21 protein-coding genes and 2 pseudogenes are annotated in these 25,619 nt (G+C 72.7%); 8 read left to right on the top strand and 15 right to left on the bottom strand.

Going from position 1 to position 25,619, the window contains the following annotated elements; all coding sequences use genetic code 11:
- Positions 1–23: 23 nt before the first annotated feature.
- The 3 genes from ligD to ACZ6TU_RS16790 are packed head-to-tail and all read right to left on the bottom strand — an operon-like array spanning position 24 to position 4,695.
- Entirely contained in the window at positions 24–953 is a 930-nt protein-coding gene (ligD, locus tag ACZ6TU_RS16800) for a non-homologous end-joining DNA ligase (RefSeq protein WP_469549063.1), read from the bottom strand.
- Positions 950–2,797, bottom strand: a complete 1,848-nt coding sequence (locus tag ACZ6TU_RS16795) for a transketolase (RefSeq protein ID WP_467670230.1) — start codon at positions 2,795–2,797, stop codon at positions 950–952. The genes ligD and ACZ6TU_RS16795 overlap by 4 nt, the downstream gene beginning before the upstream one ends.
- Positions 2,794–4,695, bottom strand: coding sequence for an NAD(P)/FAD-dependent oxidoreductase (locus tag ACZ6TU_RS16790; protein ID WP_469549060.1), 1,902 nt, complete (start codon positions 4,693–4,695; stop codon positions 2,794–2,796). Before ACZ6TU_RS16790 ends, ACZ6TU_RS16795 begins: the two co-directional genes overlap by 4 nt.
- Positions 4,696–4,867: 172 nt before the next feature.
- On the opposite strand from ACZ6TU_RS16790, the gene ACZ6TU_RS16785 reads away from it, so the two are divergent.
- Together ACZ6TU_RS16785 and ACZ6TU_RS16780 are read left to right on the top strand one after the other, a co-directional pair.
- Positions 4,868–5,830 (top strand): LLM class F420-dependent oxidoreductase, encoded by a 963-nt coding sequence (locus ACZ6TU_RS16785; RefSeq protein ID WP_469549057.1) that lies wholly within the window; start codon positions 4,868–4,870, stop codon positions 5,828–5,830.
- 46 nt (positions 5,831–5,876) lie between these two features.
- Positions 5,877–6,978 (top strand): annotated as a pseudogene (locus ACZ6TU_RS16780) (enolase C-terminal domain-like protein).
- A gap of 126 nt (positions 6,979–7,104) precedes the next feature.
- On the opposite strand, the gene ACZ6TU_RS16775 reads toward ACZ6TU_RS16780, so the two are convergent.
- Both ACZ6TU_RS16775 and ACZ6TU_RS16770 read right to left on the bottom strand, forming a co-directional pair.
- Positions 7,105–8,133 carry an SDR family oxidoreductase gene (locus ACZ6TU_RS16775; protein ID WP_467670225.1) on the bottom strand — a complete coding sequence of 343 codons (1,029 nt, stop codon included), beginning with the start codon at positions 8,131–8,133 and terminating at the stop codon, positions 7,105–7,107.
- Positions 8,134–8,139: 6 nt separating this feature from the next.
- Complete coding sequence (locus tag ACZ6TU_RS16770) at positions 8,140–8,643, bottom strand: phage holin family protein (protein ID WP_469549053.1); 504 nt, start codon at positions 8,641–8,643, stop codon at positions 8,140–8,142.
- A 48-nt stretch (positions 8,644–8,691) separates the two neighbouring features.
- On the opposite strand from ACZ6TU_RS16770, the gene ACZ6TU_RS16765 reads away from it, so the two are divergent.
- Positions 8,692–9,039 carry a VOC family protein gene (locus ACZ6TU_RS16765; RefSeq protein ID WP_466096755.1) on the top strand — a complete coding sequence of 116 codons (348 nt, stop codon included), beginning with the start codon at positions 8,692–8,694 and terminating at the stop codon, positions 9,037–9,039.
- 21 nt (positions 9,040–9,060) lie between these two features.
- Here ACZ6TU_RS16765 and ACZ6TU_RS16760 read toward each other — a convergent pair whose 3' ends face one another.
- From ACZ6TU_RS16760 to ACZ6TU_RS16720, 9 genes and pseudogenes are all read right to left on the bottom strand, one after another.
- Positions 9,061–9,624 (bottom strand): GNAT family N-acetyltransferase, encoded by a 564-nt coding sequence (locus ACZ6TU_RS16760; protein WP_467670221.1) that lies wholly within the window; start codon positions 9,622–9,624, stop codon positions 9,061–9,063.
- 32 nt (positions 9,625–9,656) lie between these two features.
- A pseudogene (locus tag ACZ6TU_RS16755) lies at positions 9,657–9,878 on the bottom strand (peptidase S15); the annotation flags it as partial.
- A gap of 18 nt (positions 9,879–9,896) precedes the next feature.
- Complete coding sequence (locus ACZ6TU_RS16750; protein WP_469549050.1) at positions 9,897–10,829, bottom strand: S66 peptidase family protein; 933 nt, start codon at positions 10,827–10,829, stop codon at positions 9,897–9,899.
- Entirely contained in the window at positions 10,826–12,826 is a 2,001-nt protein-coding gene (locus ACZ6TU_RS16745) for a prolyl oligopeptidase family serine peptidase (protein ID WP_469549047.1), read from the bottom strand. Before ACZ6TU_RS16745 ends, ACZ6TU_RS16750 begins: the two co-directional genes overlap by 4 nt.
- Positions 12,827–12,830: 4 nt before the next feature.
- Positions 12,831–14,144, bottom strand: a complete 1,314-nt coding sequence (locus ACZ6TU_RS16740) for a M20/M25/M40 family metallo-hydrolase (protein ID WP_469549043.1) — start codon at positions 14,142–14,144, stop codon at positions 12,831–12,833.
- Positions 14,137–14,970 (bottom strand): M55 family metallopeptidase, encoded by an 834-nt coding sequence (locus ACZ6TU_RS16735; protein WP_467670213.1) that lies wholly within the window; start codon positions 14,968–14,970, stop codon positions 14,137–14,139. The genes ACZ6TU_RS16740 and ACZ6TU_RS16735 overlap by 8 nt, the downstream gene beginning before the upstream one ends.
- Before the next feature lie 76 nt (positions 14,971–15,046).
- Positions 15,047–16,123, bottom strand: coding sequence for an SGNH/GDSL hydrolase family protein (locus tag ACZ6TU_RS16730; RefSeq protein WP_469549214.1), 1,077 nt, complete (start codon positions 16,121–16,123; stop codon positions 15,047–15,049).
- Between the two features lie 375 nt (positions 16,124–16,498).
- On the bottom strand, positions 16,499–18,889 hold the full coding sequence (locus ACZ6TU_RS16725; protein WP_469549040.1) for an MFS transporter: 2,391 nt from the start codon (positions 18,887–18,889) through the stop codon (positions 16,499–16,501).
- A 191-nt stretch (positions 18,890–19,080) separates the two neighbouring features.
- Positions 19,081–19,524 (bottom strand): SRPBCC family protein, encoded by a 444-nt coding sequence (locus ACZ6TU_RS16720; protein ID WP_010038765.1) that lies wholly within the window; start codon positions 19,522–19,524, stop codon positions 19,081–19,083.
- Between the two features lie 171 nt (positions 19,525–19,695).
- Between ACZ6TU_RS16720 and ACZ6TU_RS16715 the strand changes: the two genes are divergently transcribed.
- The 3 genes from ACZ6TU_RS16715 (at position 19,696) to ACZ6TU_RS16705 (ending at position 21,823) form a co-directional block, all read left to right on the top strand.
- On the top strand, positions 19,696–20,736 hold the full coding sequence (locus ACZ6TU_RS16715; protein ID WP_469549038.1) for an Rv2578c family radical SAM protein: 1,041 nt from the start codon (positions 19,696–19,698) through the stop codon (positions 20,734–20,736).
- A gap of 149 nt (positions 20,737–20,885) precedes the next feature.
- Positions 20,886–21,284, top strand: a complete 399-nt coding sequence (locus ACZ6TU_RS16710; protein WP_469549035.1) for a RidA family protein — start codon at positions 20,886–20,888, stop codon at positions 21,282–21,284.
- A gap of 35 nt (positions 21,285–21,319) precedes the next feature.
- Positions 21,320–21,823: a GNAT family N-acetyltransferase gene (locus tag ACZ6TU_RS16705; protein WP_469549034.1), complete on the top strand. Its 504-nt coding sequence runs from the start codon at positions 21,320–21,322 to the stop codon at positions 21,821–21,823.
- A gap of 20 nt (positions 21,824–21,843) precedes the next feature.
- Here ACZ6TU_RS16705 and ACZ6TU_RS16700 read toward each other — a convergent pair whose 3' ends face one another.
- A complete protein-coding gene (locus tag ACZ6TU_RS16700; RefSeq protein ID WP_467670203.1) occupies positions 21,844–22,419 on the bottom strand; it encodes an adenylosuccinate lyase in 576 nt (191 codons plus the stop codon).
- A 391-nt stretch (positions 22,420–22,810) separates the two neighbouring features.
- On the opposite strand from ACZ6TU_RS16700, the gene ACZ6TU_RS16695 reads away from it, so the two are divergent.
- Positions 22,811–24,616 (top strand): 3-hydroxyacyl-CoA dehydrogenase family protein, encoded by a 1,806-nt coding sequence (locus ACZ6TU_RS16695; protein ID WP_469549030.1) that lies wholly within the window; start codon positions 22,811–22,813, stop codon positions 24,614–24,616.
- Between the two features lie 115 nt (positions 24,617–24,731).
- The gene (locus ACZ6TU_RS16690; protein WP_467670199.1) at positions 24,732–25,541 is read left to right on the top strand and encodes a TetR family transcriptional regulator; all 810 of its coding nucleotides are present in this window, start codon (positions 24,732–24,734) and stop codon (positions 25,539–25,541) included.
- Positions 25,542–25,619: the final 78 nt, after the last annotated feature.

Here is a 25,619-nt window from a genome sequence, read left to right as displayed (position 1 = left end):
TGCCGGGAGACACGCGCGTGGGCTCAGCCGCGCAGGGCGTTCAGCCGCCGCCGGGCCGGTCCCAGCGCCCGGCCGCGGTTCAGCAGGGCCGACCAGGGGTCGGTGCGGGCCTGCTCCAGGGCGTCGGCGATGGTCCAGCGGCGGGCGTGCAGCTCCGGGTCGTCCAGCTGGTCCCAGGTGATGGGGGTGGCCACGGGCGCGCCCGGCCGGGGCCGGACCGTGAAGGGCGCGACGGCGGTCTGCGCGTAGGCGTTGCGCTGCACGTCGAGGTAGAGCCGCTCACCGCGGTCCTTCTTGCGGGCGGCGGTGGTGAGCCGGTCGGGGTGGGCGTCGGCGAGGGTGTCGGCGACGTCCCGGGCGAAGGAGCGCACCTCGTCGAAGTCGTGCCGGCCGTTCAGCGGCACGATCGCGTGCAGTCCGCGCGATCCGGTGGTCATCAGCGCCGAGGGCAGCTCCAGCTCGTCCAGCAGCTCCCCCAGCAGCCGGGCCGCCTCGCGCACGGCGTCGAAGTCGTCCTCCGCCGGGTCGAGGTCGAAGACCAGCCGGTCGGGGTGGTCGACGCTGTCGGCGCGGGACAGCCAGCGGTGCAGGGTGATGCTGGCCTGGTCGGCGAGATAGAGGAGGGTGGCGGTGTCGTCGCAGACGACGTGGCGGACGGTGCCGCCCTCCTTGGCCACCTCGACGCGGGTGATCCACTCCGGGTAGTGATCCGGGGTGTTCTTCTGCATGAACGTGGGCCCGTCGAGCCCGTCCGGGTGCCGCTCCAGCATCAGCGGACGGCCGCGCAGGTGCGGCAGCATGAAGGGCGCGACGGCCCGGTGGTAGTCCACCAGATCGCCCTTGGTGTACTCCTTGGCGTCCCCGCCGCCGGGGAAGAGCACCTTGTCCGGCCGGTGGACCTCCACGGTGCGGCGGCCCGCCCGCACCCCGCGCGTGCCGTCGCCGCCGCTCACGGCACGACCGCCTCCTCCACCAGCAGCCGCCCGGCCGCCGCGATCGACTCGGCGTCGATGCCCGCGGCGTGCAGCTGCTCGTCCGGGGAGGCCGAGCCCGGCATGCTCCGCACGGCGAGCCGCACCAGGCGCGGTACCGGGCGTCCGTCGGCGAAGGCATCCAGGACCGCGTCGCCGATACCGCCCTCCGGGTGGTGGTCCTCCACGGTCACCAGGCAGCCGGTCTCCTCGGCGGCCCGGCGCAGGGTGGCCCGGTCGACGGGCTTCACCGAGTACAGGTCGATCACCCGGGCCTGGATGCCCTCCCGCTCCAGGGCGTCGGCGGCGGCCAGTGCCTCGTGCACGGTGACGCCCGCCGCGACGAGGGTCAGCCGGTCGCTGCTGGAGGAGCGCAGCACCTTGCTCCCGCCGACCGGGAAGTCCTCGCCGGGGCCGTAGATCACCGGGCTCTCGCCGCGCGAGGTGCGCAGGTAGCGGACGCCCTCCAGACCGGCCATCGCGCCGACGAGCCGCGCGGTCTGGTTGGCGTCGCAGGGGTACAGCACGGTCGAGCCGTGCACCGCCCGCATCATCGCCAGGTCCTCCAGGCCCATCTGGCTGGGTCCGTCCTGGCCGATGGCGACGCCCGCGTGCGAGCCGACGAGGTTGATGCCGGATCCGCTGATGGAGGCCATCCGGACGAAGTCGTAGGCCCGGGTCAGGAAGGCCGCGAAGGTGGCGGCGTACGGCACCCAGCCGCGTGCCGCGAGCCCGACCGCCGAGGCGACCAGCTGCTGCTCGGCGATGTAGCACTCGAAGTAGCGGTCGGGGTGCTCCTTGGCGAAGAACTCGGCGCGGGTGGAGTCGCCGACCTCTCCGTCCAGGGCGACGATGTCACCGCGGCCCGTGCCGAGCGCGGCCAGCGCCTGCCCGAAGGCGTTGCGGGTGGCGACCTCCTCGCCCTTGTCCCACGTCGGCAGTTCGAAGTCCCCGGTGTGGACCGAGTGCAGCATGCGGGCGGCGGGCGGCTCCTGTACCCGGACGCGGATGTCGCGCGGGCCGCCGAGTTCGGCGATCGCCTCCTCGGCCTCCGGCAGCGGCTTGCCGTGCAGGCCCTCGCGGTCCTGGACGCCCTCGACGCCCTTGCCCTTGAGGGTGCGGGCCAGGATCGCGGTGGGCTGGCCCTTGGTGGACGCGGCCTCTCCGTAGGCGCGGTCGATCGCGTCCACGTCGTGCCCGTCGACCTCGATGGTGTGCCAGTCGAAGGCCTGGAAGCGGCGGGCGTAGGCGTCCAGGTCGTGGCCGTGCCGGGTCGGGCCGCGCTGGCCGAGCCGGTTGACGTCGACGATCACGGTGAGGTTGTCCAGGTGCTCGTACCCGGCGTGCTCGGCGGCCTCCCACACGGACCCCTCGGCCAGCTCGCTGTCGCCGCACAGCACCCACACGCGGTAGCCGGTGCGGTCCAGCCGCTTGCCGGCCAGTGCGATGCCGACACCGACCGGCAGGCCCTGCCCGAGCGAGCCGGTGGCCGTCTCGACCCACGGCAGACGCTGGGGTGTGGGGTGCCCTTCGAGGCGGCTGCCCAGCGTGCGGAAGGTGAGCAGTTCCTCGTCGTCGATGGCGCCGGCCGCCTTGTACGCGGAGTACAGCAGCGGCGAGGCGTGTCCCTTGGAGAGGACGAAGCGGTCGTTGCCGGGGTGGGCGGGGCGGTCGAAGTCGTAGCGGAAGTGGCGTGCGAGCAGGACGGCCATCAGGTCCGCTGCGGACATGGATGACGTCGGGTGCCCGGAGCCCGCGGCGGCGGCAGCGCGGACACTGTCCACCCGCAGCTGCTGTCCGAGGTCGGTGAGTTCACCGGTGTTCATGAGTCTCCTTTCGCGGAGTCGTCCGGGGCGTCGGATCGCTTGACTGGGCCGGGGGCTGTGTCGGGTCCGGGGGGTGGCTGGTCGGCCGGGGGCCGCGGGGTGGCCTCGGGCTGGTTCTTTGCGGGCTCACCGCCGGGCTGGTTCCTGGCCGGCTCACCACTCGGCTGCCCCTTCGCGGGCTCGCCGCCGGGCTGATTCCTGGCCGGCTCACCACTCGGCTGCCCCTTCGCGGGCTCGCCGCCGGGCTGATTCCTGGCCGACTCACCACTCGGCTGCCCCTTCGCGGGCTCGGCCCCCGGCTGCCCCTTGGCGGACCCGCCCCCGAGCGGTCCCTTGGCAGGCTCGTCGGCGGGCCGGTTCCTGGTCGGTTCACCACCGGGGCGGCCCTTGGCCAGCTCCTCTTCCGATCGGCGCCGTGCGGTCCCGGATCCGGGCTGGTCCTGCGTCGCCCTGGATCCGGGCTGCCCCTTCGCGGGTTCGTCTCCGGCCCGGCCCTTCCCTGGCCCGGCGCCGGTCCCCCCGTCGTACGTGTCGGCCGCGACCGCCGCCCCCGGCCCCGAACGGGCGCTCGCATCCTGCCGCTGCCCCGGGCCGCCCGGCACCCGGGCCAGCTCCGGCGAGGACGTGTCCAGCGGCACGGACCAGGACCGGACGAGGCCCAACTGCACGGCCTGGCGCGGCAGTACCGCGTCCAGCAGCCAGTCGGCGGCGACCCGGACGCGGTTGCCGGGCATCGCGGCGAGGTGGTAGCCCCGCGTCACCGCACCCGCCGGCACCCCGGACAGGGGCACGCCCAGCGGATTGGCGGCGGCCTTCGCACCGCCCAGGTCGACGACGAAGCCCAGGTCGCGATGGCGGTAGGGCTTGCGCGCGCCGCCGAGGCCGAGCGAGGCGGCGACGTTCTCCGCCGCGACCTTGCCGTGCCGCCAGGCGTGCTGCGCGGTCATCGGCGTGTAGCTCCCCGGCTTCTCCAGATCCGGCACCGCGGCCACGTCACCGCAGGCGAACAGTTCGGGCCGGCCCGGCACCTGGAGGTGCGGGTCGACGAGCAGCCGCCCCTTCTCCATCGGCAGCCCGAGGGACTCGACCAGCGGGTCGGGCCGCACGCCCACGCACCACACCAGCGTCCGGGTCTCGACGAACTCGCCGTCGGTCAGCACGACCCCGTCGGGCGTGGCCTCCTTCACGGAGGTGCCCATCCGCACGTCCACGCCCCGCTGCCGCAGCACCCGGTCGGCGGTGGTGGACAGCTTCTCGTCCATCTCGGGCAGCACCCGCGGCGCCACGTCCAGCAGCATCCAGCGCGGCCGCATGCCCTGCCGCAGCGGGTGCTTGCGGACCTGCGCGTCGGTGAACATCTGCCCGTGCGCGGCGACCTCGGTGCCGGTGTAACCGGCGCCGACCACGACGAAGGTGCACCGGGCGGCGCAGGACTCGGGGTCGTCGGCGGCGGCTGCCAGCTCCACCTGCCGGGTCACGTGGTCGCGCAGGTACAGCGCCTCCGGCAGTCCCCGGAAGCCGTGCGCGTACTCGGCGACGCCGGGGATCGGCAGCAGCTTGTTGACGCTGCCGGCGGCGAGCACCAGCCGGTCGTAGGCGAGCGTGCCGCCGTCGCCCTCGGGACCGGTGTAGTGCAGGGTCTGTCCGTCGAGGTCGATCCGGTCGGCCTCGCCCAGCACCAGCCGTACGTCCGGCAGCGAGTCGGAGAGGGAGACCGTGACGCGACGCGGCTCCAGGACGCCGGCGGCGACCTGCGGCAGCAGGGGCAGATACAGGAAGTAGTCGGTCGGGTTCAGCAGGGTGACGTGCGCCCGGCCCCGGGTCATCCGGGACAGGGTGCGGGCCGTGCGGTACCCGGCGAAGCCGGCACCGACGATCACGATGCGGGGTCGACTCACGGTTGGCTCGCCTCCGGCGCTGTCGCGTACCTCGGGAGCCTTCCGCGTCCCCCTGGCCAGGGCAGCCAAACGTCCGCCGGGGTCCTCTCGCCCGGACGCCGCCGGTTTCCGGACCGGCGCCCGGGTACCCGGTGCGGGATACGAACCGCCGACGTCGCGGAGGCACTCCCCCATGCCCGAGTACGGTTATTTCCTCTCGTGCGAGCAGTACGGACCCGCCGAGCTGATCGAGCAGGCGCGGATGGCCGAGCAGGCCGGATTCCAGGCGCTGTGGATCTCGGACCACTACCACCCGTGGAACGACGAGCAGGGCCAGAGCCCGTTCGTGTGGTCGGTGATCGGCGCGCTGTCCGAGGCGGTGTCCCTGCCCGTCGAGACGGCGGTGACCTGCCCGACCGTGCGGATGCACCCGGCGGTGGTGGCGCAGGCCGCGGCGACCAGCGCGGTGATGACGGACAACCGCTTCCGGCTCGGCGTCGGTTCCGGCGAGGCACTCAACGAGCACATCCTGGGTGACCACTGGCCGCCGGCCCACGTCCGTCTGGACATGCTGGAGGAGGCCATCCAGGTGATGCGCCGGCTGTTCACCGGCGAGGAGGTCAACCACCACGGCCCGCACTACACGGTGGAGAACGCCCGCCTCTACACGGTCCCGGACGAGCCGATCCCGATCGACATCTCCGGTTTCGGTCCGGCGGCGACGCAGCTCGCGTCCCGCGTCGGCGACGGCTACATCACCATCCAGCCGGACGAGACGATGGTCGAGCAGTACCGCAAGGGCGGAGGCGGCGGAAAGCTCGTCAGCGGCGGCACCAAGGTCTGCTACGACACCGACGAGGACGAGGCCGTGCAGACCGTCCACCGGCTCTGGGCGAACGAGCAGCTGCCCGGCGAGCTGGGCCAGGTGCTGCCCTCCCCGAAACACTTCGAACAGGCGCAGCAGCTGGTCACCGAGGACATGGTGCGTGAGAACCGGGTGTGCGGCGACGATGTGGACGAGCACGTGGCCGAGCTGAAGCAGTTCGCCGACGCGGGCTTCGACCGGGTCTACGTCAACCAGATCGGCCCGGACCTGCGCGGCTTCTTCGACTTCTACCGCACGAAGGTACTGCCGCAGGTCCAGCAGGCCGTCTGACGGAAGGCCGGGCAACCCGAGGGAACTCCACCGCCCCGTCGCGTCCGTGTACACGGTGCCGACGGACGCTCCCGAGGCGGACGGCACGCTGGCCTGGGACTCCACGACCCTGGTGATCTGCGAGGTGACGGCGGGTGACGCGACCGGCACGGGCTGGATGTACGGCCCGGCGGCGGTCGGTGACTTCCTCACCGCCGAACTCGCCCCGCTCGTCGAGGGCATGAGCGCCCTGGACATCCCGGCCGTGCACGACGCGATGTGCCGCTCGGTGCGCAACGCGGGCCGCCCGGGCATCGCGTCCTGCGCGATCTCGGCACTGGACATCGCCCTGTGGGACCTCAAGGACCGGCTGCTGGGGGTCCGGCACGAGCAGTGCCGGTGTACGGCAGCGGGGGCTTCACGACGTACCACGACACGCTCCCCCACTGCCTTAAGGGCGTGGGAGGGGCCCCCATGGCCGCGCAGCTGAACGGCTGGGTGCACGGGCAGCACATCCCGCGCGTGACGATCAAGACCGGTGAGGGGTGGGACCGCGAGGTGGCCCGCGACCTGCACCGCGTCCAGGCGGCACGCCAGGTCATCGGCCCGGACGCGGAGTTGTACGTCGACGCCAACGGCGCCTGCACCCGCAAGCAGGCGGTGCGCGTCGGCCACGCCCTCGCCGAGCACGGCGTGGGCTGGTTCGAGGAGCCGGTGTCCTCGGACGACCTGACGGGCCTCAGGCTGGTCCGTGACGCGGTGGTGAGCGACGTGACGGCCGGCGAATGCGGCTTCGGCCTCCCCTACTTCGCCCGCATGATCACGGCCGGGGCGGTCGACTGCCTTCAGGTCGACGCGACCCTCCCCCGCTGCCCTAATGGCGTGGGGGCCCAACCGGCGGCCTGACGGAGTTCCTGCGCGCGGCTGCCCTGGCCCACGCCCACGGCCTGGAGGTCTCCGCGCACTGCGCCCCGCACGCCCACGCGGCGGCGGCCGCCTCGCTCCCCGACCTCCGGCACATCGAGCGGTTCCACGACCACGTCCGCAACGAGGACATGTTCTTCGACGGCGCCCTGGACCCCACGGGCGGCACGATCCTCCCGGCCCAGGGCCTGGGCCACGGGCTCACTCTGCGCACCCAGGAGGTGGCGGAATACCGGGTCGCCTAGACCGGGTCGCCCAGGGGGTGTCCGCAAAGTCCCGTTGTCCGCCCGCCGGGCAGGCGGGACGTCGCGGACCCCCCCCCTTGGCTCCCTGCTGGCCCCCTGCTGGCTCCCTGCGCGAAACGCCGGCGCCTACCGGCGGGCCTGTCCCGCCAGTTTGCGGGCGGCCAGAACGCCCGCCGCCCCCACGGTCAGGGCCGCGCCCATCCGCCGCCGGTTCCGTGAGACCCACTGCTGCGGGCTGTCGTGCACGGCCTCGTCGTCGAACCGCCCGTGCGCGCCGAAGTCATGACCCTGCGGGCCGTCCGCCGGGGCCCACAGATTGGCCGGCCCGTCGTGCCGGTCCTCCTCCTGCTGCGACGAGAAGCCCGTACGCGCCAGATAACGTTCCAGCAGCCCGGGAACGACGGCGTTGGCGACGAGCGTGGCGACCGTGGAGGCGCCCACCCAGTACTCCCGGCGCCCCGCGTGCGACGCCGCGTACACGATCGCCCGGGCCGCGACCTCCGGCTGGTACACGGGCGCGACCGGCCGGGCCCGGCCCCGCATGCGGTTGAGCACCCAGTCGAACTGCGGGGTGTTGAGGCCCGGCAGCTGCACCATCGTCGTACGAACCCCGGTGCGCGCGTGCAGCAGCTCGCAGCGCAGGGACTCGTTGAACCCCTGGATCGCGTGCTTGGCCCCGCAGTACGCCGACTGGAGCGGGATGCCGCGGTAGGCGAGCGCGGAGCCGACCTGCACGATCGTGCCGCGGTCGCGCGGCAGCATGTGGCGCAGGGCTGCCCGGGTGCCGAACACATAGCCCAGGTAGGTCACTTCGGTCACGCGACGGAACTCGTCCGGGCCGACCTCCGTGAACGGCGCGAAGACCCCGGTGAAGGCGTTGTTGACCCAGACGTCGATGGGTCCGAACGTGTCGACGACCTGCTGGGCGGCGTCGTCGACGGCCTTGGCGTCGGAGACGTCCACGCCGATGACGAGGGCCTCGCCCCCGGCGCGCCGCACCTCGTCGGCCACGGCGGCGAGTCCCTCACTCCCCCGGGCCAGCAGGGCGACCCGGTCGCCCCCGGCGGCGAAGGCCCGGGCCGTGGCCCGTCCCACGCCGCCGCTGGCCCCGGTCACCACGACGACGCGGCCGTGCGGTGTTTCTGTCGTGCGCACTTCGGATCACGCCCTGTGGGGAGGCACGTCGGGGTCGTCCGCCGGCCGCGGGGGCACCACGCCCGGGGCGGGCCCGCCGGCGGCGCCGCCGACCGGTCCGGCGGCGGGCGGGGCCGGCGGCACGGGCGGCACACCGCCGGGCACACCGGTGCCCGGGCCGGTGGTGCTCTCGTGTCCCGGCGTCATACCGGCCGCGTGCGCCGGGCCCGGCCGGGACGCGGACGGCCGGGCCATGCCGCGCAGCACGTACGCCAGGGCACCCAGGATCACGGCGGTGATCAGCGCGGCGGCCCAGTCGGGCAGGCCGAGGGCGAGTGCCAGTCCCACGGCGAGCGCGAGGGCCGCGCCCGCGTACAGGGCGAGGGCGCCGGACGCCGCGTACAGGGCGGCCCTGCGGCGCTGCTTGCGGGTCTGCTCGCGCAGTTCGTCCCGTACGGTCTCGCGCGCCACCTGTGCCAGCTCGTCGACCAGGTGCTTGTCCAGATGCTCCAGGTGATCCAACGGCTTCATACCCGGCCGGGTACCCTTGCCCCCTTGCGCGTAACTAGGCTCGTCCCCATGGAGATTCTGGGTGCCACACTGCGCGTCTGCGTCGACGACCTCGAGACCGCGATTCCCTTCTACGAGCGGCTGGCGGGCGGCAGAGCCCAGCGCTTCGAACGGGGCGGTGTCCAGGTGGCGGCGATCGGCTGCTTCCTGCTGATGAGCGGCCCCCCGGCCGAACTGGAAGTACTGCGCAAGGTGGCCGCGACGATCGCCGTGACGGACGTCGAGGAGACCCACAAGGTGCTGACCGAGCTGGGCGCCCACATCATCGCGGGCCCCATCGCCTCACCGGCGGGCCGTAACCTGATCGTCCTGCATCCGGACGGTTCGATCTACGAGTACGTGGACCGCCAGGCGTGATCCCCGGGGCCGGGGCCCGGCTCAGCGCCGCCGCCCCGGCTCCGTGATCATCTCAGCGGTGATCGCCCAGCGCTCGTGGTCGCGCCAGGCGCCGTCGACGAAGAGCATCTTCGGCGAGAAGCCCTCCAGACGGAATCCGCAGCCTCGGGCCAGGGCGATCGACGCGGCGTTCGTGGGCTGGACGTTGATCTCCAGCCGGTGCAGCCGCAGCGGGCCGAACGCGTACCGCACGACGAGGTCCAGCCCTTCGCGCATCAGCCCGCGCCCGGCGGCGTGCGCGAAGGCGCCGTAGCCCAGCGTCCCGGACTGGAAGCCGCCCTCGACGATGTTGTTGATGTTGATGAACCCGCCGATGGACCCGTCGCTCTTCTCACAGACCAGGAAGCCGGCCTTGGAGGGGTCCTCGATCAGCCGCCCGGCGTACGCGCTGTAGGCCTGGGCGGTGTCGGGCGGGAAGAGCCACGGGTGGTGCAGGTCCTTGCTCTCCCGCGCGCGGGCGGTGAACTCGGCACCGTCCTCGTAGGTGAAGTGGCGTATGCCCACCCGAGGGCCTTCGGCGAGGTAGCGGGATGCGTCGTGCGGCATCCCGCCACAGTAGCCGCGCCGGCCGTGTCTCCTCAGGACCCGGCGACCGGCAGCTGGAGCACCCAGGGCTCGCGCGGTGCGTGCACGGTGCCGGGCAGCGTGACGGCGGAGCTCTTGGTCACATCCGCTACCCGGACCGGCGCGACCAGGCGGCGCACGAGGGTGCGGGTGCCGTCGGGCGCGATGTCGTGGATCTTGGCGAAGAGGACGAGCTCGCCGGCCGCGTCGCCGGAGTTCTGCGTGCGCTCGGCCTTCGCTCAGTAGCGGCGTGCTCAGCTGAGAGCCGGTGCGTCGAACGTCAACGTGCCCTTGTGGGCGTCCAGTTCGGCCGACATCCCGAGCGGCACCGTCAGCGCGCCCTCGCAGTGCCCGAACCCGAGCTCCTCCACGACCGGGACGCCGAGTCCGCCCAGCCGGTCGGCGAGCACCGCGCACAGCTCCTCGTACGGGCCGCATGCCGCCCAGGACCCGAGCACGATCCCGGCGACCCCGTCCAGCCAGCCGGTGCGCAGGAGTTGGGTCAGATACCGGTCGATGCGGTACGGGCTCTCACCCACGTCCTCGATGAGCAGCAGCCCGCCCCGCGCGCCGGCGGGGGCGTGCGGGGTGCCGAGGTCGCTCGCGAGCAGGCTGAGGCAGCCGCCCAGCGTGACGCCCCGGGCGCGCCCGGGCACCAGCGCGGTGCCGCCCGGGGGCACGGCGGTGACCTTCCGCACGGACTCGGGGTCGAAGAGGGTCGCCCGGAGGTGTTCCTGCGCCCGGGCGTTCTTGAGGAAGTCGACGCCGGCCGCCGCCGGGCCGTACAGGGTGACCAGTCCCAGGCGGGTGGCGAACGCCTGGTGCAGGACGGTGATGTCGCTGAACCCGGCGAACACCTTCGGGCCCGCCGCCCGCATCGCGTCCCAGTCGAGCAGGTCGGCCATGCGCTGCGCGCCGTATCCGCCCCGGGCGCACAGCACCGCTGCGACGGTCGGGTCGCACCAGGCGTTCTGGAGGTCGGCGGCCCGCTGGGCGTCCGTGCCGGCCAGGTAGTCGAACTCCCGGTGGCGGCCGAGCACATGGGGCGCCACCACGGGGTCGAGGTCCCAGCCGCGCAGGACGTCGAGCCCGGCCTGGAGCCGCTCCTCGGGCACGGGCCCGCTGGGCGCGACGACGGCCACGCGGGCGCCGGGGGCGAGTCGGGGCGGTCGCAGCAGCGGTCTCACTCGAGCTCCAGGGTCGGGACGCCGGGCGGCTTCAGTCCGAACACCTGGGCGTACAGGGAGAGTTCTGCTTCCAGGGCGCGCACCATGGTGTCCGCCCGCCGGAACCCGTGCCCCTCCCCCTCGAAGGCGAGGTAGGCGTGCGGCACCGGCCGGTCCCCGAGGCGGGACAGGAACCGCTCGCACTGGACGGGCGGGCAGATCACGTCGTCCAGGCCCTGGAGCAGCAGGAACGGCACGTCCAGGCGGTCGGCGTGGGTGGCGGGCGAGCGCTCCGTGTAGCGCGCGGGCACGTCGGCGAGCGGCCCGATCAGGCTCTCCAGGTACTGCGACTCGAAGTCGTGGGTCTCCCCCGTGCCCCAGCCGGTGAGGTCCAGGATGGGGTACTTGATCGTGCCGCAGGCGTAGACGTCGGTCGTGGTGAGCGAGGCGGCCGCGGTCCAGCCACCCGCGCTGCCGCCCCGGACGGCGAGCCGGTCACGGTCGGCGGTGCCCTCCTCGGCGAGGGCCAGGGCGACGGCGGCGCAGTCCTCGACGTCGACCACGCCCCACCGCTCGCGCAGCCGGTCGCGGTACGCGCGGCCGTATCCGGTCGAGCCGCCGTAGTTGACCTCGGCGACGCCGATGCCGCGCGAGGTGAAGTAGGCGATCTCCAGGTCGAGCACGAGCGGCGCGCGTCCGGTGGGCCCGCCGTGCGCCCAGACGACGTACGGCGGCAGCTCGTCGCCGGGCGCGACGCAGTCGGGGTGGTGCGGCGGGTAGATGTGGGCGTGGACGTCGCGTCCGTCCGGGCCGGTGAAGGTGCGGATCTGTGGCTCGGGGTAGTACACGGGGTCCACGGCGTCGTCGTGCTCGGCGCCGATCACCCGGGCCCGGCCGGTTCTGGCGTCCAGCTCGACGACCTCGTAGGCGCTGCGCGGGCTGGCGCCGACGGCGACGACCCTCCCCCACTCTCCGGGCGGGGAGACCCCCGTCTCGCTGCGCTCGCCGTGGGCCGCGAGGGTGGGCGCGAACTCGGTCCAGGGTCCGGCCGCGTCGACGACCTCGCCGGTCTCGGGGTCCAGGATGCCGAGGGCGGTGGGGCCCCGGCCGTGCACGACGGCGATCAGGCCGCTGTCCAGCGGCGTGAACCATCGCATGCCCAGTTTCCACAGCGCCCCGCCGAACTCCTCCTCGCGCGGGCACAGGGGCTCCCCGTCGAGGTAGAGGTTCCACCAGCCGCTGCGGTCGCTCGCGTGCAGCAGGCGGCCGTCGTGGGTCCAGTCGGCCTGGGCGATGGACTCGCCGGGGCCGCCGGCGACGGTCCGGGCGCCGTGCAGGGTGCCGTCGGGGCCGATGTCGGCGAGGACCAGTTCGGTGCCGTCCCACGGCATGCGGGGATGGTCCCAGGCGAGCCAGGCCGCCCGCCGCCCGTCGGGCGACAGCTTCGGCCCGGTGACGAACCGGTGCCGGTCGTCGGTGAGCTCGCGCACCGCGTCCCGGTCCCGGGCGGCGGAGCCGTCCAGCGGTACGGCGGCCAGGACACGGCGCACATCGGTGGGTCCGGCGCCGGTGAACTCCTCCAGCACGCACCACACCTCGCCCCGCTCGGGCCGCAGTCCCGGCTCGGCCCAGCGCAGGCCCGCGCCGACGTCGGACACGGGCGTGAGCGGACGCGGCTCGCCGCCCGGCTCGTACCGGTACAGCCGCTGGTCGGCGAAGTTCACGAACACCACCAGCGGGCCGTTCTCCCCCGGCAGGGCGGCCCAGGGATGTCCGCCGTACTCGATGACCCGGCTGCGCACGTTCCACGGCGCGGGCAGCAGCGACTCCTCCGTGCCCTCGGGGTGCCGCCGTACCAGGGTGCGCCGGCCGTCCTCGGCGGGGCGCGGCTCGGTCCACCACACCTCGTCGCCGACGAACCCCACGTACTCCGGATGGCCGTCGTGCGCGGCGGCCAGGGCCGCGTCGATGGGCGAGGGCCACGCCCCGTACGCCAGCGTCCGCACCGTCTCCCCCACTCGCCTAGACAGTCCGCAGGAACCGGTCGAGCACGCGGACGCCGAAGTGCAGCGCCTCGACGGGGACCCGCTCGTCGACGCCGTGGAACATGGCCCAGTAGTCGTAGCCCTCCGGCAGCTTCAGCGGTGTGAAGCCGTAGCCGGTGATGCCGAGGCGGGAGAACTGCTTGGCGTCCGTGCCGCCGGGCATGCAGAACGGCACCACGTGCCCCTCCGGGGCGAACTCCTCGACGGCGGCCCGCATCCGGGCGAACGTCGCCGAGTCCACCGGCGCCTGGAGGGCCACCTCGCGGTGGTGGAACTCCCACTCCACGTCCGGCCCCGTGAGCCGGTCGAGGGTGTCGCGGAACTCGTCCTCCCCGCCGGGCAGATACCGGCCGTCCACGTGCGCCACGGCCTCACCGGGAATCACGTTGATCTTGTAACCGGCGTCCAGCATGGTCGGGTTGGCGCTGTTGCGGATGGTCGACTCGACGAGCGCGGCGGCCGGGCCGAGCTTGTCGAGCAGCCGGTCCACGTCGGTCAGGTCGGGCTCGATGCCGTACAGCGCGGCGAGTTCGGTGAGCGCTGCGCGCACGGTCGGGGTCAGCCGCAGCGGCCACTCGTGCTCGCCGATCCGGGTGATCGCGGCCGCCAGCCGGGTGACCGCGTTGGCCTTGTTCACCTTGGAGCCGTGCCCGGCCCGGCCGCGCGCGGTGAGCTTCAGCCAGGCGGTGCCCCGCTCACCGGCCGAGAGGGGGTAGATCTGCCGTCCGGCGCCGTCGTGGAACGTGAAGGCACCCGCCTCGCTGACGCCTTCGGTGCACCCCTCGAACAGCGCGGCGTGTTCGTCGGCGAGGAATCCGGAGCCGTCCTCGGCGCTGGCCTCCTCGTCCGCGGTGAACGCGATGACGATGTCCCGCCGGGGCCGGACGCCCTGGCGCGCCCAGGCGCGGACCACGGCCAGGATCATCGCGTCCATGTTCTTCATGTCGACGGCGCCGCGCCCCCAGACGACCCCGTCGCGGATCTCCCCGGAGAACGGGTGCACGGTCCAGTCGGCGGCCGCGGCGGGTACGACGTCCAGATGGCCGTGGAGCAGCAGCGCGTCGGCCGACGGGTCGGTGCCCTCGACGCGGGCGACGACGTTGGTGCGGCCCTTGGTGCGCTCCAGGAGCGTCGGCTCGATGCCGGCCTCGGCGAGCCGCGCGGCGGCGTACTCGGCGGCGGGCCGCTCCTGGCAGTCGCCTCCGCCCCGGTTGGTGGTGTCGATCCGGATCAGGTCGGACGTGAACGTCACGACCTCGTCCAGCGCCTGACCGTCCACCTGCTCAGCCATACTGCTCCTCCACCGCGGCCGAGACGATCGTGGTGACCGCCTTGAAGGCGCGGATACCCTCGTACATGGTCTCGCTCGTGTAGGCCACCTTCCGCTCCCCGATCCGCTCCACCCCCGGCACGACGGTGGCGGCCATGGCCAGGTGCTCGGCGTCGAACTCCACGGCGACCGTGAACGGGCCGCCGTGCACGGGTTCGTGACGCACCGCCAGCGATGCCGCTTCCTTGGCCGCCGCCCGGATGTCGGCCGCGGTCCTGGCGGGCGTACGGCACACGGCCGCGTACCGCGAGACGTGGTCCTTCACGGCGACCTTCAGCGCCTCGGGCGCGTACCCGAGCGCGTCCTCGCAGGCGACGTCGTCGCCGGTGACCAGCACGACCGGCACCCCGAACTCGGCGACGACACGGGCGTTGAGCAGCCCCTCGCTCGCCGGTACGTCGTTCAGCCACACGCCCGTGATCTGGTTCGCGAGGTAGGTGTGGGCGAGGACGCCCTCCATGCCGGCGCCCGCGTGGTAGCCGACGAACGCGATGCCGTCGACGTCGCCGTGCTGCACGCCCTCCACCATGGACAGCGCCTTGTGCCGCCCGGTGAGCAGCTGGGCCCGTTCGTCCAGTTGCTCCAGCAGCAGGTTGCGCATGGTCCAGTGCGCCTCGTTGACGATCACCTCGCCTGCGCCGCCGTCGTAGAAGCCGAGCACGGCGGCGTTGACGTCCGAGGTGAAGAGCGAGCGGCAGCGCTCCCATTGCGAGGCGCCCGGCAGCACGTCGTCGGGCCAGGTGACGCCGGTGGCGCCCTCCATGTCGGCGCTGATGAGGATTCTCATGACGAACCGTCCCCCCGGATGGAGATCTTCATGGTTCGTCACGTTACGCGCTACGGGCGGAACCGGCTACGACATGTCACCACCGTATCGGCAGTCCGGTGATGAACGAGGTGAGCCGGTCGGCGAGCAGCCGGTTGTCGCGGGCCGAGTAGTGCCAGTGGCAGCCCGTGTAGTCCAGGCCCGTGTCGTCGAGGCGCCAGTAGCGGACCCGGCGGTCGCCCGCGCCCGTGCGTTCCCCGACCACCTGCTCGACGTGTCCGGCGAACGGGCCGGTGCCGACGGCCAGGATGGTGGTTCCGGGCCCGTAGCGCGTCCGCAGCTTCTGGAGGAAGCCGCTGTAGGCGCTCCGGTAGGCGGCGGCGAGGCTCTCGTCGGTCCATGGCTCGCCCGGGTTGACGGGGGTCGAGAAGTCGTTGGTGCCGAGGTGGACCACCACCAGCTGCGGCCGCCAGGTGCCCGGGTTCTGCCAGACGTCGCCGGGCGCGTTCAGCAGCGCACGGTCGTAGAAGGTGCGGTAGTTCACCTCCGGCGTCCCGCCGTTGTAGTTGCGGACCATCCCCAGGCCCGAGTACGCGTTGATCTGGTAGTCGGCGCGCAGCCGCCGGGCGGTGAGGGCGCCGTAGCTCACGTCGGCGTTCGTGGTGCGCTTGACCTGCTCTCCGGTGCAGTCGCGGGAGGTCGAGAGGTTGCCGTAGCCCGCCGTGAGGGAGTCCCCGACGAACTCGATCTGGCGGCTGCGCGCGGCCGGTCTGGTGAGGACGGCGCCGCCGGGCGCGGCGACGAAGCCGCCGAACGAGCTGGTGCTCCAGGGGGTGTCGTTGCGCTTGACGAGCCGGACGGTGTGCACCCCGTCGCGCAGGCCGTTGACCCAGTGGGTGGTCCTGCCCGGCGTGACGAGGGTCGCGACGGTGGCTCCGTCGATCTGGACGTCGTAGTCGGCGGCCGGGTCGTCGAGCACGATCCCCACGCCGGTGCCGCGGAACCGGCCCTCGAAGTACACGCCGGGCCAGCTGTACTGGAGCACGTCTCCGGCGTCCTTGACCCGCCCGGCGGTGTGCACGCTCGCGCGCACTCCGTCCTTGTCCGGCGCGGCGGCGGCGGCGACCGCGGGCGGGCCGGCCAGCACCATCGCCGCCGTCGACGCGACCAGCATCCGTAACCAGGGCAACGGCATGACTGTCCTCCGGAGGACGAGGCGGGTGCACGGACTGGAAGCCATGACCGTACACCGACAAAAACCCCGCCCACCAGACCGCGTCGCGCTCCGCTCCGCAGGACCGCTGACCGTCCGCCTCAGGCCGTACGCCCCGCCACCAGCCACCTGGAGGGCAGCTCGATACGCGCGCCGTCGGGGTGTAACTCCGTAGGAGTGCCACGGTCCATGGCCCAGGCCCTCTCTCCCCACGGATCCGCGAGATGTGTGCCGGCGTCATCACCGTACGGCGACCGCCGGTTGCCGTGTGCGGCAATGCGGGAATTCCTCGCGCGGGGTTCGCACCGGCGTGCGACCCCGCGCGCCGGTGTGGGTTCAGTCCTCGTGCCCCAGTTGGAGGTCCCGCTCGGTGCGGCCGCCCCCGGCCACCTGGAGCACGGTGGCGACGGGCGGGTAACCGGCGGCGATGACGGTGTACTCGCCGGAGGACAGGTCGACGAACCGGAACGTGCCGTCGGGGCCGGTGGTGAGGGTGTCGACGACGTTGCCGGCGACGTCCAGCAGGGTCACGCGCGCGTCCTCCACGGGCCGGCCGCCGCCGGCCCGGACGGTGCCGCGCAGGACGGCGCCGCCGGCCAGTTCGATGTCCCGGCGGGTCTCGCAGGCGGCCTGGACGGTGACGGGGAGCGCGGCCGGGCGGAAGGCGGGGGCGCCGGCGGCGAGGGTGTACTCGCCGGCCACCAGATCGGTGATGACGTAACCGCCCTCGCGGCCACTGCGGGTGGTGGCCACGACCTCGCCGTGCACGTTGGTGAGGGTGACGCGGGCGTCCCGTACGGGGGTGCCGTCGGCGGTGACCACGCTGCCGACGAGGTTCCCCGCGCCCCCCAGGACGATGTCCAGTTCGACGGGGCGTTCGCCGACGGTCACGGAGACCGCCTGCGGCTGGTGGCCGCCCGCGGCGGCGATCAGCACGTACGCGCCGGGGCCCGGGGTGGCCAGCGCGTAGCGCCCGTCCTCGCCGCTGGCACCGCGCCCGGTCTGCTGTCCGGTGACGTCGATGAGCGTGAGTGCCGCGCGGGGCACGACGGTCCCGTCGTGGTGCTGCACCGAACCGCAGACGGGGATCCCGGCGGTGTGCGGAGCGCGTGCCTGCGGGATCGGGGTGTTCCCCGGCGCCGTGTCCGGGTCGGTGACGGATACGTAGTGGGACACCAGGGGTTTCTCCTTGAGGAAGAGGGCGATGACCAGTCCGAGGACGAGCATCGGCACCAGGTAGAGGAAGATCCGCGGCATGGCGTCGGCGTACGCCCCGATGTAGCCGTCGCGCAGCGCCGGGGGCAGGCTGTGCACCAGCTGCGGGGTGATGGACTCGGGGTCGGGGAGCCGGTCGCCCGCGCGCGTGGGCAGGTGGTGGGCCAGGGCGTCGGCGAGCCGGTCGGCGAAGAGGGTGCCGAAGAAGGCGGCGCCGACGCTGCCGCCGATCTGCCGGAAGTAGTTGTTGGCGCCGGTGGCGGTGGAGAGGTCGGCCGGGCGCACCGAGTTCTGCACGGCGAGGATCAGCACCGGCATCACCATGCCGATGCCGGCGCCGAGGACGGCCATCCAGATGCTGGAGTGCAGCCGGGGCGTGTCGGCGTCGAGGCGGGACAGCAACCACATGCCGACGACCGAGAGGGCGCTGCCGAGGATCGGGTAGGCCTTGTAGCGGCCGGTGTGACTGATGAGCTGTCCGGCGATGATCGAGGCGCCGACGATGCCGGCCGTCATGGGCAGCATGAGCAGGCCCGACTCGATGGCGGAGGCGCCGTCGACCATCTGGAGGTAGGTCGGCAGATAGCTGGCGGCGCCGAACAGTCCGGCTCCGATCACCAGACCCACCAGGCCGGTGACGTTGAAGACGGAGTCCCTGAACAGCCGCAGCGGGATGAGGGGTTCGGCGGCGAAGTGCTCGGCGACGAGGAAGAGGACGCTCGCCACGGCCGCTCCCGCGCCGAGGCCGAGGATCATGCGCGAGTCCCAGGCGTACTCGGTGCCGCCCCAGCTGGTCAGCAGGACCAGGCAGGTGGAGACGGCGGTCAGCAGCAGCGCGCCGAGGATGTCCAGCCGGGCCTTGCCCGCCGGTTTCGGGAGCTTCAGCGCGACGGCGACGACGGCCAGCGTGACCAGGCCGAAGGGCACATTGACATAGAAGCACCAGCGCCAGGAGAGGTGGTCGGTGAAGTAGCCGCCGAGCAGGGGTCCGGCCACGGAGGCGAGCCCGAAGGCGGCGCCGATCAGGCCCATGTAGCGGCCGCGCTGCCGCGCGGGCACGATGTCCGCGATGATCGCCTGGACACCGATCATGAGGCCGCCCGCACCGACGCCCTGGAGGGCGCGGAAGGCGATCAACTGGTCCATGGTCTGCGCCCGGCCCGCGAGCGCGGAACCGGCGACGAAGACGACGATCGCGAACTGGAAGACGCCCTTGCGGCCGAGCAGGTCGCCCAGCTTGCCGTAGATCGGCAGTCCGACGGTCGCCGTGAGCAGGTAGGCGGTGATCGCCCAGGACATCCGTTCCAGGCCGTGCAGCTCACCGGCGATCTTCGGGAGCGCCGTGGCGACGATCATCTGCTCCAGGGCGGCCAGGAGCAGGGCCGGCATGAGCGCGACGAAGACCAGCCGCACCCTGCGCGGGCTCAGTTCGGCGGCCGGGGCCGGTGGTGGGGCAGGAGGTTCGGGAGGTGCCACCGCCGGTTCGTCCTGCGCAAGAGTGATCCCGCCCACCTACCGCTCCCCTCGTCGCGCTGCCGCACAATTCCCGCGTAAAAGCGACAACTACGAGCAAGCGCGACGAGTTACGGCACAAGTCGGAGCCGAACGGAGATCACCCGAACTGGTGAGAGGCACAACGGCCCCTGGGGGCTTGCGCCTTGGGGAAGACGCCCCCAACGGGGGGCTGCTTCTCGGCGCGGAGCCTACTTCTCGACCTCGGCGGCGAGCCGGGCGAGCAGCGCGTCGTAGATCCGGCCGAGACCCTTGGGCGCGAAGGTCTTCTCGAAGAAGCCGCCGATGCCGCCGGCGCCGGTCCAGGTGGTGGTCACGACGACCCGGGACTTGCCTTCGCCGGCCGGGGTGACCCGCCAGGTGGTGACCATGGAGGAGTTGCGGTCCTTCTCGACCAGCTCGCCGTCGGTGGGCTCGCTGACCTCCAGGAGGCAGTCGCGCACGCGCTTGCTGGTGGCCTGGAGCTTCCAGTGGACGAGGGTGCCCTCGCCGTCACCGCCCTCCCGGACCTCGTACTCGCTGAACTGCTCGGGCAGCAGCTTCGCGCGCGTGCCGCTGTAGTCGGCGAGGGCGTCGAACACCGTCTCCGCGTCCGCCGCGACGATCCGCTCCGTAGTGGCCTCGACCTGCGCCATCGCTTTCCTCCAGGACATGGGTTCTCGGGGGTTGGGGGCAAGCCAACCACCCCGCCGCCCGGCCCCCCAAATCGGGGTCGCCCAACCCGGTCGAACACGTTCGGAAAACAGCCTCGCACGATCAAGGGAACGTGTGTTCTATTCTGTGGGCAGTGCTACCGAGGAGGCGTCATGCGCTGGGACAACCTCACAGAGGACTCCGAACACAGCCGGGCCGACGCCGCGCTGTTCGGCGCGGACGCCGTGACCACCCGTACCTTCGACACGCCGGAGTTCCGCGGAATCACCTTCCACGAAGTCCGGGCCCGCTCGATCATCAACCGGGTGCCGGCGGTCTCCCGGATGTCGTTCCAGTGGACGGTCAATCCCTACCGCGGCTGCTCACACGCGTGTGTGTACTGCTTCGCGCGCAAGACACACAGCTATCTCGACCTCGACACGGGTCTCGGCTTCGACTCCCAGATCGTGGTCAAGATCAACGCACCGGAGTTGCTGCGCCGGCAGCTCGGCTCGCGGCGCTGGCAGGGCGAGCACATCGCGATGGGCACGAACGTCGACTGCTACCAGCGGGCCGAGGGCCGCTACCGCCTGATGCCGGGCATCATCTCGGCCCTGCGCGACCACGCGAACCCCTTCTCGATCCTGACCAAGGGCACGCTCATCCTGCGCGACCTGAACCTGATCAAGCAGGCGGCGGAGGTGACCGACGTCGGCATCTCCGTGTCGGTCGGCTTCACCGAGCCGGAGCTGTGGCGGACCGTCGAGCCGGGTACGCCCGCGCCCGAGCGGCGCCTGGAGGCCGTACGGATCTTCGCCGAGCACGGCATCGGCTGCGGTGTGCTGATGGCGCCGGTGATCCCGTTCCTGAGCGACCACCCGGCCCAACTGCGGGCCACCGTGCGGGCGATCGCGGCCTCCGGCGCCACGTCCGTCACACCGCTGGTGCTGCACCTGCGGCCCGGCGCCCGCGAGTGGTTCATGACCTGGCTGGAGCAGCACCATCCGCACCTGGTGGCGCGCTACCAGCGGCTTTACGCGGAGGGCTCCTACGCCCCGAAGTGGTACCAGCGCCGGATCACCCGTCAGGTGCACGAACTGGCCGAGGAGTACGGCATCGGGCCCACGCGCGCGGGGACGCCGCGCCGGATCCGGCCCCCTGAACCGGCCGAGGAGCCCCCGGTGTCCGGGCCGACTCAACTCTCGCTCATTTAGGAGCGTTCGGGCGCATCCACAGATCCGTCCGGCCGCCGCACGGCCTGCTCGGCTTCCGCAGCTGAGCAGTTGAGCAGTTGAGCAGTTGAGCTTTGACGGTCAATCCGTCGGGGACGTGCGTTGTCAGTCCCGTGGTCCACCATGGACCCATGAGTGAGCTGACCAGGATTTCCGCCCCCGACGGGGTAGCCGCCGCTGCCCAGTACAGTCACGTCGTCATGGGCACGGGCCGTTTCGTGGCGATCGCGGGGCAGCTCGCGCTCGACGAGCAGGGCCGGCCGGTCGGAGAGGGCGACCCGGCGGCGCAGGCCCGTCAGGTCTTCGAGAACCTCCGGCGCTGCCTGGTCGCCGCCGGGGCGACCTTCGACGACGTCGTCAAACTCACCTACTTCGTCACGGACATGGCCCACATGCCCGCGATCCGCGCCGCCCGCGCCGAGCACATACCCGACGACCGGCTGCCGGCCGCGTCGGCGGTGCGGGTCGCGGGGCTGGTCCGGCCGGAGTTCCTGCTGGAGGTCGAGGCGTTCGCGGTGGTGGCGGAGTGAAGGGGCCTCGGGCAAGGGAGCTTCGGATACGGGAGATGACGCTCGCCGACTGCGACCGCGTCGCCGAGATCCGCGTCCGCGGCTGGCAGAGCGCGTACCAGGAGCTGATACCGCAGTCGTACCTGGACGGGCTCAGCGTCGCGGAGGACGCCGAGCGCCGCCGCGGGCAGCTGGCCCAGGCCGACGGCAGCAGGGTGAACCTGGTCGCCGAGGACACCGGCGGCGAGGTCGTCGGCTGGGCCTGCCACGGGCCCTACCGGGGCGTCGAAGTCGTCGTCGGCGACGCCGAGTTGTACGCCATCTACGTCCATCCGGAACACCTGGGGCAGGGCGCTGGGCAGGCCCTGCTCGCCGAGTCCGTCGCGCGCTGCGCCGCCGCGGGCCACGGCCGTCTGCTCCTGTGGGTCCTCAAGGGCAACGGCCGGGCCCGCCGCTTCTACGAACGGGCCGGCTTCCACGCGGACGGCGCCGAGGAGCCCTTCGAGGTGGAAGGTGCCACGGTCCCGGAGGTGCGGTACGCACGCGCGCTCCCCAGCTGATCTCACCCGCCCCCGCTGACTCACCTCTGTTTCGGAATCCGCCCCAGCGCCCGCACCGCCGCCTCCGCCAGCACCGGATGCGCGAGAGCCTCGTTCAGCACGGGTCTGGCCCGGGCGTCGCCCAGCGTGCCGAGCCCGTCCACGCAGGCGAGGGCCACGCGGCGGTACGGGTCGTGCGGGCGCAGCCGTCGCTGGAGGGTGGTGATCAGGGCGGGCACGGCCTCCGGGGCACGCAGTTCGACCAGGAGCCGGACGGGGTGCAGAGCGTAGGCGACACGCAGTTCGTTGGTGGCGAGGGCGGCGGCCGCGCGGGCGGTGCGCGGGTCACCGAGGCGGGCGAGGGCGTAGGCGGCTGAGGCGCAGCGCGGCGGATCACGGTGGTTGAGCAGCAGCACCAGGGACTCGAAGGCCCGCCGGTCCTCGGCGAGTCCCAGCCGGAAGGCGGCCAGCTCCCTCGCCCACAAGGGCTGCCCGGGTTCGGTCAGCACCGCGGCCAGAGCGTCGAGGTCGTCGGTCGCCACGAGCCGCTCGAAGGCGGGCGACGCCCCCGACTCCTGCCGTAAGCGCTCCGTGAGTGATCGCAACTCTTCGTCCATGACTGAGAGATTAGGGGCGCCGCGAGCAGCGCGGGACGTACATCACAAACACGAGGGCTGGCGCGCTCGTTACCCGCGAGTTAAGCTCAGACGAGCGAGTTACCCACTCGTATCTCCTCGCGGCGGTCTGGTGACGCGGCCGTCGTGAGAGCAGTCGGTTCGGTACATCGGTACCGCAGTACGGCTCGGCCCCGGGACAGGGCCGGTCGGAACCGCCGTTCACCGGGCGCGCACACGCCCGGCCCGACGGCACCGGGCGTGTGCGCTCGCAGCCCGGCCAACACCCGCATTTCTCACGCACCCGGTGCGCCCGGAGTCCGGCTCTCGCCGGTCCGTCTTCGGCGTACCCGGGCGCGTTCCCCGTCGTCACCCTCATTCCTGGAGTCCCGCGATGGCCACTCCCCTTTCCGACCCGTCCCTGTCCCCGCTGCGCACCATCGCAGTCGTCGGCCTCGGCACGATGGGCACCGGCATCGCCGAGGTCCTCGCCAAGGCCGGCCGCGTGGTCGTCGGCATCGACATCAGCGAGGCCCAGGCCGCGAAGTGCGTCGCCGCCCTGGAATCCTCCACCGCCCGTGGCGTCGAGCGCGGACGGCTGACCGAGCAGGACCGCGCGGAGATCCTGGACCGCGTCCGCACCTCCACCGACCTGCGGGCCGCGGCCGACGCCGACCTGGTCATCGAGGTGGCGCCTGAGTCGTACGAGGTCAAGCACCAGATCTTCCGGGAACTGGACGGGATCGTGCGCCCCGAGACGATCATGGCGACCGGCACCAACGCCCTGTCCGTCACGCGGCTGGCCGCCGACTCGGCCCGTCCGGAGCGGGTGCTGGGCCTGCACTTCTTCAACCCGGCCCCGGCGATGCGGCTGGTCGAGGTCGTCTCCTCGGTACTGACCGCGCCGGCCGCCGTCACGGCGGTCACCGACCTCGCCCTCGACCTGGGCAAGGAGCCCGTCGCGGTCGGCGACCGCCCCGGATTCGTCGCCGACGGGCTGCTGTTCGGCTACCTCAACCAGGCCGCCGCGATGTACGAGGCGAAGTACGCCTCCCGCGAGGACATCGACGCCGCGATGCGGCTGGGCTGCGGCCTGCCCATGGGCCCGCTGGCGCTGCTCGACCTGATCGGTGTCGACACCGCGCGCACGGTCCTGGAGGCGATGTACGCCGAGTCCCGCGACCGGCTGCACGCCCCCGCGCCGATCCTGAAGCAGCTGAGCGAGGCGGGCCTGACCGGCCGTAAGGCGGGGCGCGGGTTCTACACGTACGAGGCGCCGGGCAGCGGCACCGTCGTGCGGGACGCGCTGACCCCGCTGGAGGGCGGCAACCTGGTCCCGGGCCGGGAGGTCCGCTCGGTCGGCGTCGCCGGCTCGGGCACCATGGCCTCCGGTATCGCCGAGGTCTTCGCCAAGGGCGGGTACGAGGTGGTCATCGCCGCACGCAGCGAGGAGAAGGCCCAGGCCGCGAAGGCCCGGATCGGCAAGTCCCTGTCCCGCTCGGTCGACAAGGGCCGGATGACCGCCGAGGCAGCGGCGCAGACCCTGGACCGCATCACGCCGACGGGCACGTACGACGACTTCGCCGACGTCGACCTGGCCGTGGAGGCGGTCGCCGAGGACCTGGAGGTCAAGCGGCAGCTGTTCGCCGCGCTGGACAAGGTCTGCAAGCCGGGCGCCGTCCTGGCCACCACCACGTCGTCCCTGCCGGTCGTCGCCTGCGCCCGGGCCACGTCACGCCCGCAGGACGTGATCGGCATGCACTTCTTCAACCCTGCGCCCGCCATGAAGCTGGTCGAGGTCGTCCGTACGGTGCTGACGGCCGACGACGTCCACGCGACGGTCCGCGAGGTCTGCGGCCGGATCCGGAAGCACGCGGTCGACTGCGGAGACCGTGCGGGCTTCATCGTGAACGCGCTGCTGTTCCCGTACCTGAACAACGCGATCAAGATGGTTCAGGAGCACTACGCGTCGCTCGACGACATCGACGCGGCGATGAAGCTGGGTGGCGGTTACCCGATGGGCCCGTTCGAGCTGCTGGACGTCGTCGGGCTCGATGTCTCGCTCGCCATCGAGAAGGTCCTGCACCGCGAGTTCCGCGACCCGGGGCTCGCCCCGGCGCCGCTCCTGGAGCACCTGGTGGCCGCGGGCTGCCTCGGCCGCAAGACAGGCCGTGGCTTCCGCGAATATGCCAAGCGCTGAGGGTTCCGGCGACTGGTTCCGGTCCGGCGCGGAGTGGGGCGGCCTGCTCGGCCCGGACCGGTTCCACGAACCAGGTCATGCGCAGCGAGCTGCGCACATGCAGTACGTTCAGGGCATGTCCCAGCCCGCCAAGTCCTCACGTACATCGGCTACGACCGACGCGCCGGAAAGTGCCGCTGGCTCTCGCGCCGCCGCCCAGCGGCTCAAGATGCGCCGGGAACTGGCGGCCGCCGCGATGGAGCTGTTCGCGACCAAGGGGTACGAGGCGACCACCGTCGACGAGATCGCGGCCCAGGCCGGAGTCGCCCGCCGCACCTTCTTCCGTCACTTCCGCTCCAAGGAAGAGGCGATCTTCCCCGACCACGACGACACCCTGGTGCGGGCCGAGGCGGTGCTCAACGCCGCGCCCGCGCACGAGCATCCGCTCGACACGGTGTGCCGCGGCATCAAGGAAGTCATGAGGATGTACGCGGCCCGTCCGGAGATCTCGGTCGCCCGCTACAAGCTGACGCGCGAGGTGCCCACCCTGCGCGAGGCGGAGATCGCGTCGGTGGCCCGCTACGAGCGCCTGTTCACCCGCTATCTCCTCGGCCACTTCGACGAGCGCGCGCACGCCGACGACGCCAACGACGACCCGCTGCTCGCGGAGGTCGCCGCGTCCGCCGTGGTCACCGCCCACAACCACGTCCTGCGGCGCTGGCTGCGGGCGGGCGGGCAGGGGGACGTGGAAGCGCAGCTGGACCACGCCTTCGCGATCGTGCGGAAGACGTTCGGTACGGGGATCGGGGCAGGGCGCTCCACCGAGTCGCAGCCGGCCGCGGCCACGGCCTCGGCGCAGGGCGAGGTGCTCGTGACCGTCGCCCGTACCGACGCGCCGCTGGACGAGGTCATGCGGACGATCGAGCAGGCGCTCAAGGAGCGCTGAGCCCCCTCCGCCCGTGTGATGACGGCCACCCCTCGGGGTGGCCGTTTTGGCATGTCAGGGGCCGTTTTGCAGGGCCTT

This window comes from Streptomyces sp. NPDC052064, assembly GCF_055585925.1.
Note: the sequence above shows the minus strand (reverse complement) of the source record. Positions and strands in the feature narration are given on the sequence as shown.

Excerpts from the sequence above, each read along its gene's own strand:
- ACZ6TU_RS16720 (WP_010038765.1), bottom strand. The coding sequence starts at position 19,524 with ATGGCGCAGGTCGAGGCCACTACGGAGCGGATCGTCGCGGCGGACGCG.
- ACZ6TU_RS16695 (WP_469549030.1), top strand. The coding sequence starts at position 22,811 with ATGGCCACTCCCCTTTCCGACCCGTCCCTGTCCCCGCTGCGCACCATC.
- ACZ6TU_RS16795 (WP_467670230.1), bottom strand. The coding sequence starts at position 2,797 with ATGAACACCGGTGAACTCACCGACCTCGGACAGCAGCTGCGGGTGGAC.
- ACZ6TU_RS16730 (WP_469549214.1), bottom strand. The coding sequence starts at position 16,123 with ATGCTGGTCGCGTCGACGGCGGCGATGGTGCTGGCCGGCCCGCCCGCG.
- ACZ6TU_RS16700 (WP_467670203.1), bottom strand. The coding sequence starts at position 22,419 with ATGGACGAAGAGTTGCGATCACTCACGGAGCGCTTACGGCAGGAGTCG.
- ACZ6TU_RS16705 (WP_469549034.1), top strand. The coding sequence starts at position 21,320 with ATGACGCTCGCCGACTGCGACCGCGTCGCCGAGATCCGCGTCCGCGGC.
- ACZ6TU_RS16740 (WP_469549043.1), bottom strand. The coding sequence starts at position 14,144 with ATGGCTGAGCAGGTGGACGGTCAGGCGCTGGACGAGGTCGTGACGTTC.
- ACZ6TU_RS16765 (WP_466096755.1), top strand. The coding sequence starts at position 8,692 with ATGGAGATTCTGGGTGCCACACTGCGCGTCTGCGTCGACGACCTCGAG.
- ACZ6TU_RS16785 (WP_469549057.1), top strand. The coding sequence starts at position 4,868 with ATGCCCGAGTACGGTTATTTCCTCTCGTGCGAGCAGTACGGACCCGCC.
- ACZ6TU_RS16760 (WP_467670221.1), bottom strand. The coding sequence starts at position 9,624 with ATGCCGCACGACGCATCCCGCTACCTCGCCGAAGGCCCTCGGGTGGGC.
- ACZ6TU_RS16735 (WP_467670213.1), bottom strand. The coding sequence starts at position 14,970 with ATGAGAATCCTCATCAGCGCCGACATGGAGGGCGCCACCGGCGTCACC.
- ACZ6TU_RS16715 (WP_469549038.1), top strand. The coding sequence starts at position 19,696 with ATGCGCTGGGACAACCTCACAGAGGACTCCGAACACAGCCGGGCCGAC.
- ACZ6TU_RS16770 (WP_469549053.1), bottom strand. The coding sequence starts at position 8,643 with ATGAAGCCGTTGGATCACCTGGAGCATCTGGACAAGCACCTGGTCGAC.
- ACZ6TU_RS16710 (WP_469549035.1), top strand. The coding sequence starts at position 20,886 with ATGAGTGAGCTGACCAGGATTTCCGCCCCCGACGGGGTAGCCGCCGCT.
- ACZ6TU_RS16690 (WP_467670199.1), top strand. The coding sequence starts at position 24,732 with ATGTCCCAGCCCGCCAAGTCCTCACGTACATCGGCTACGACCGACGCG.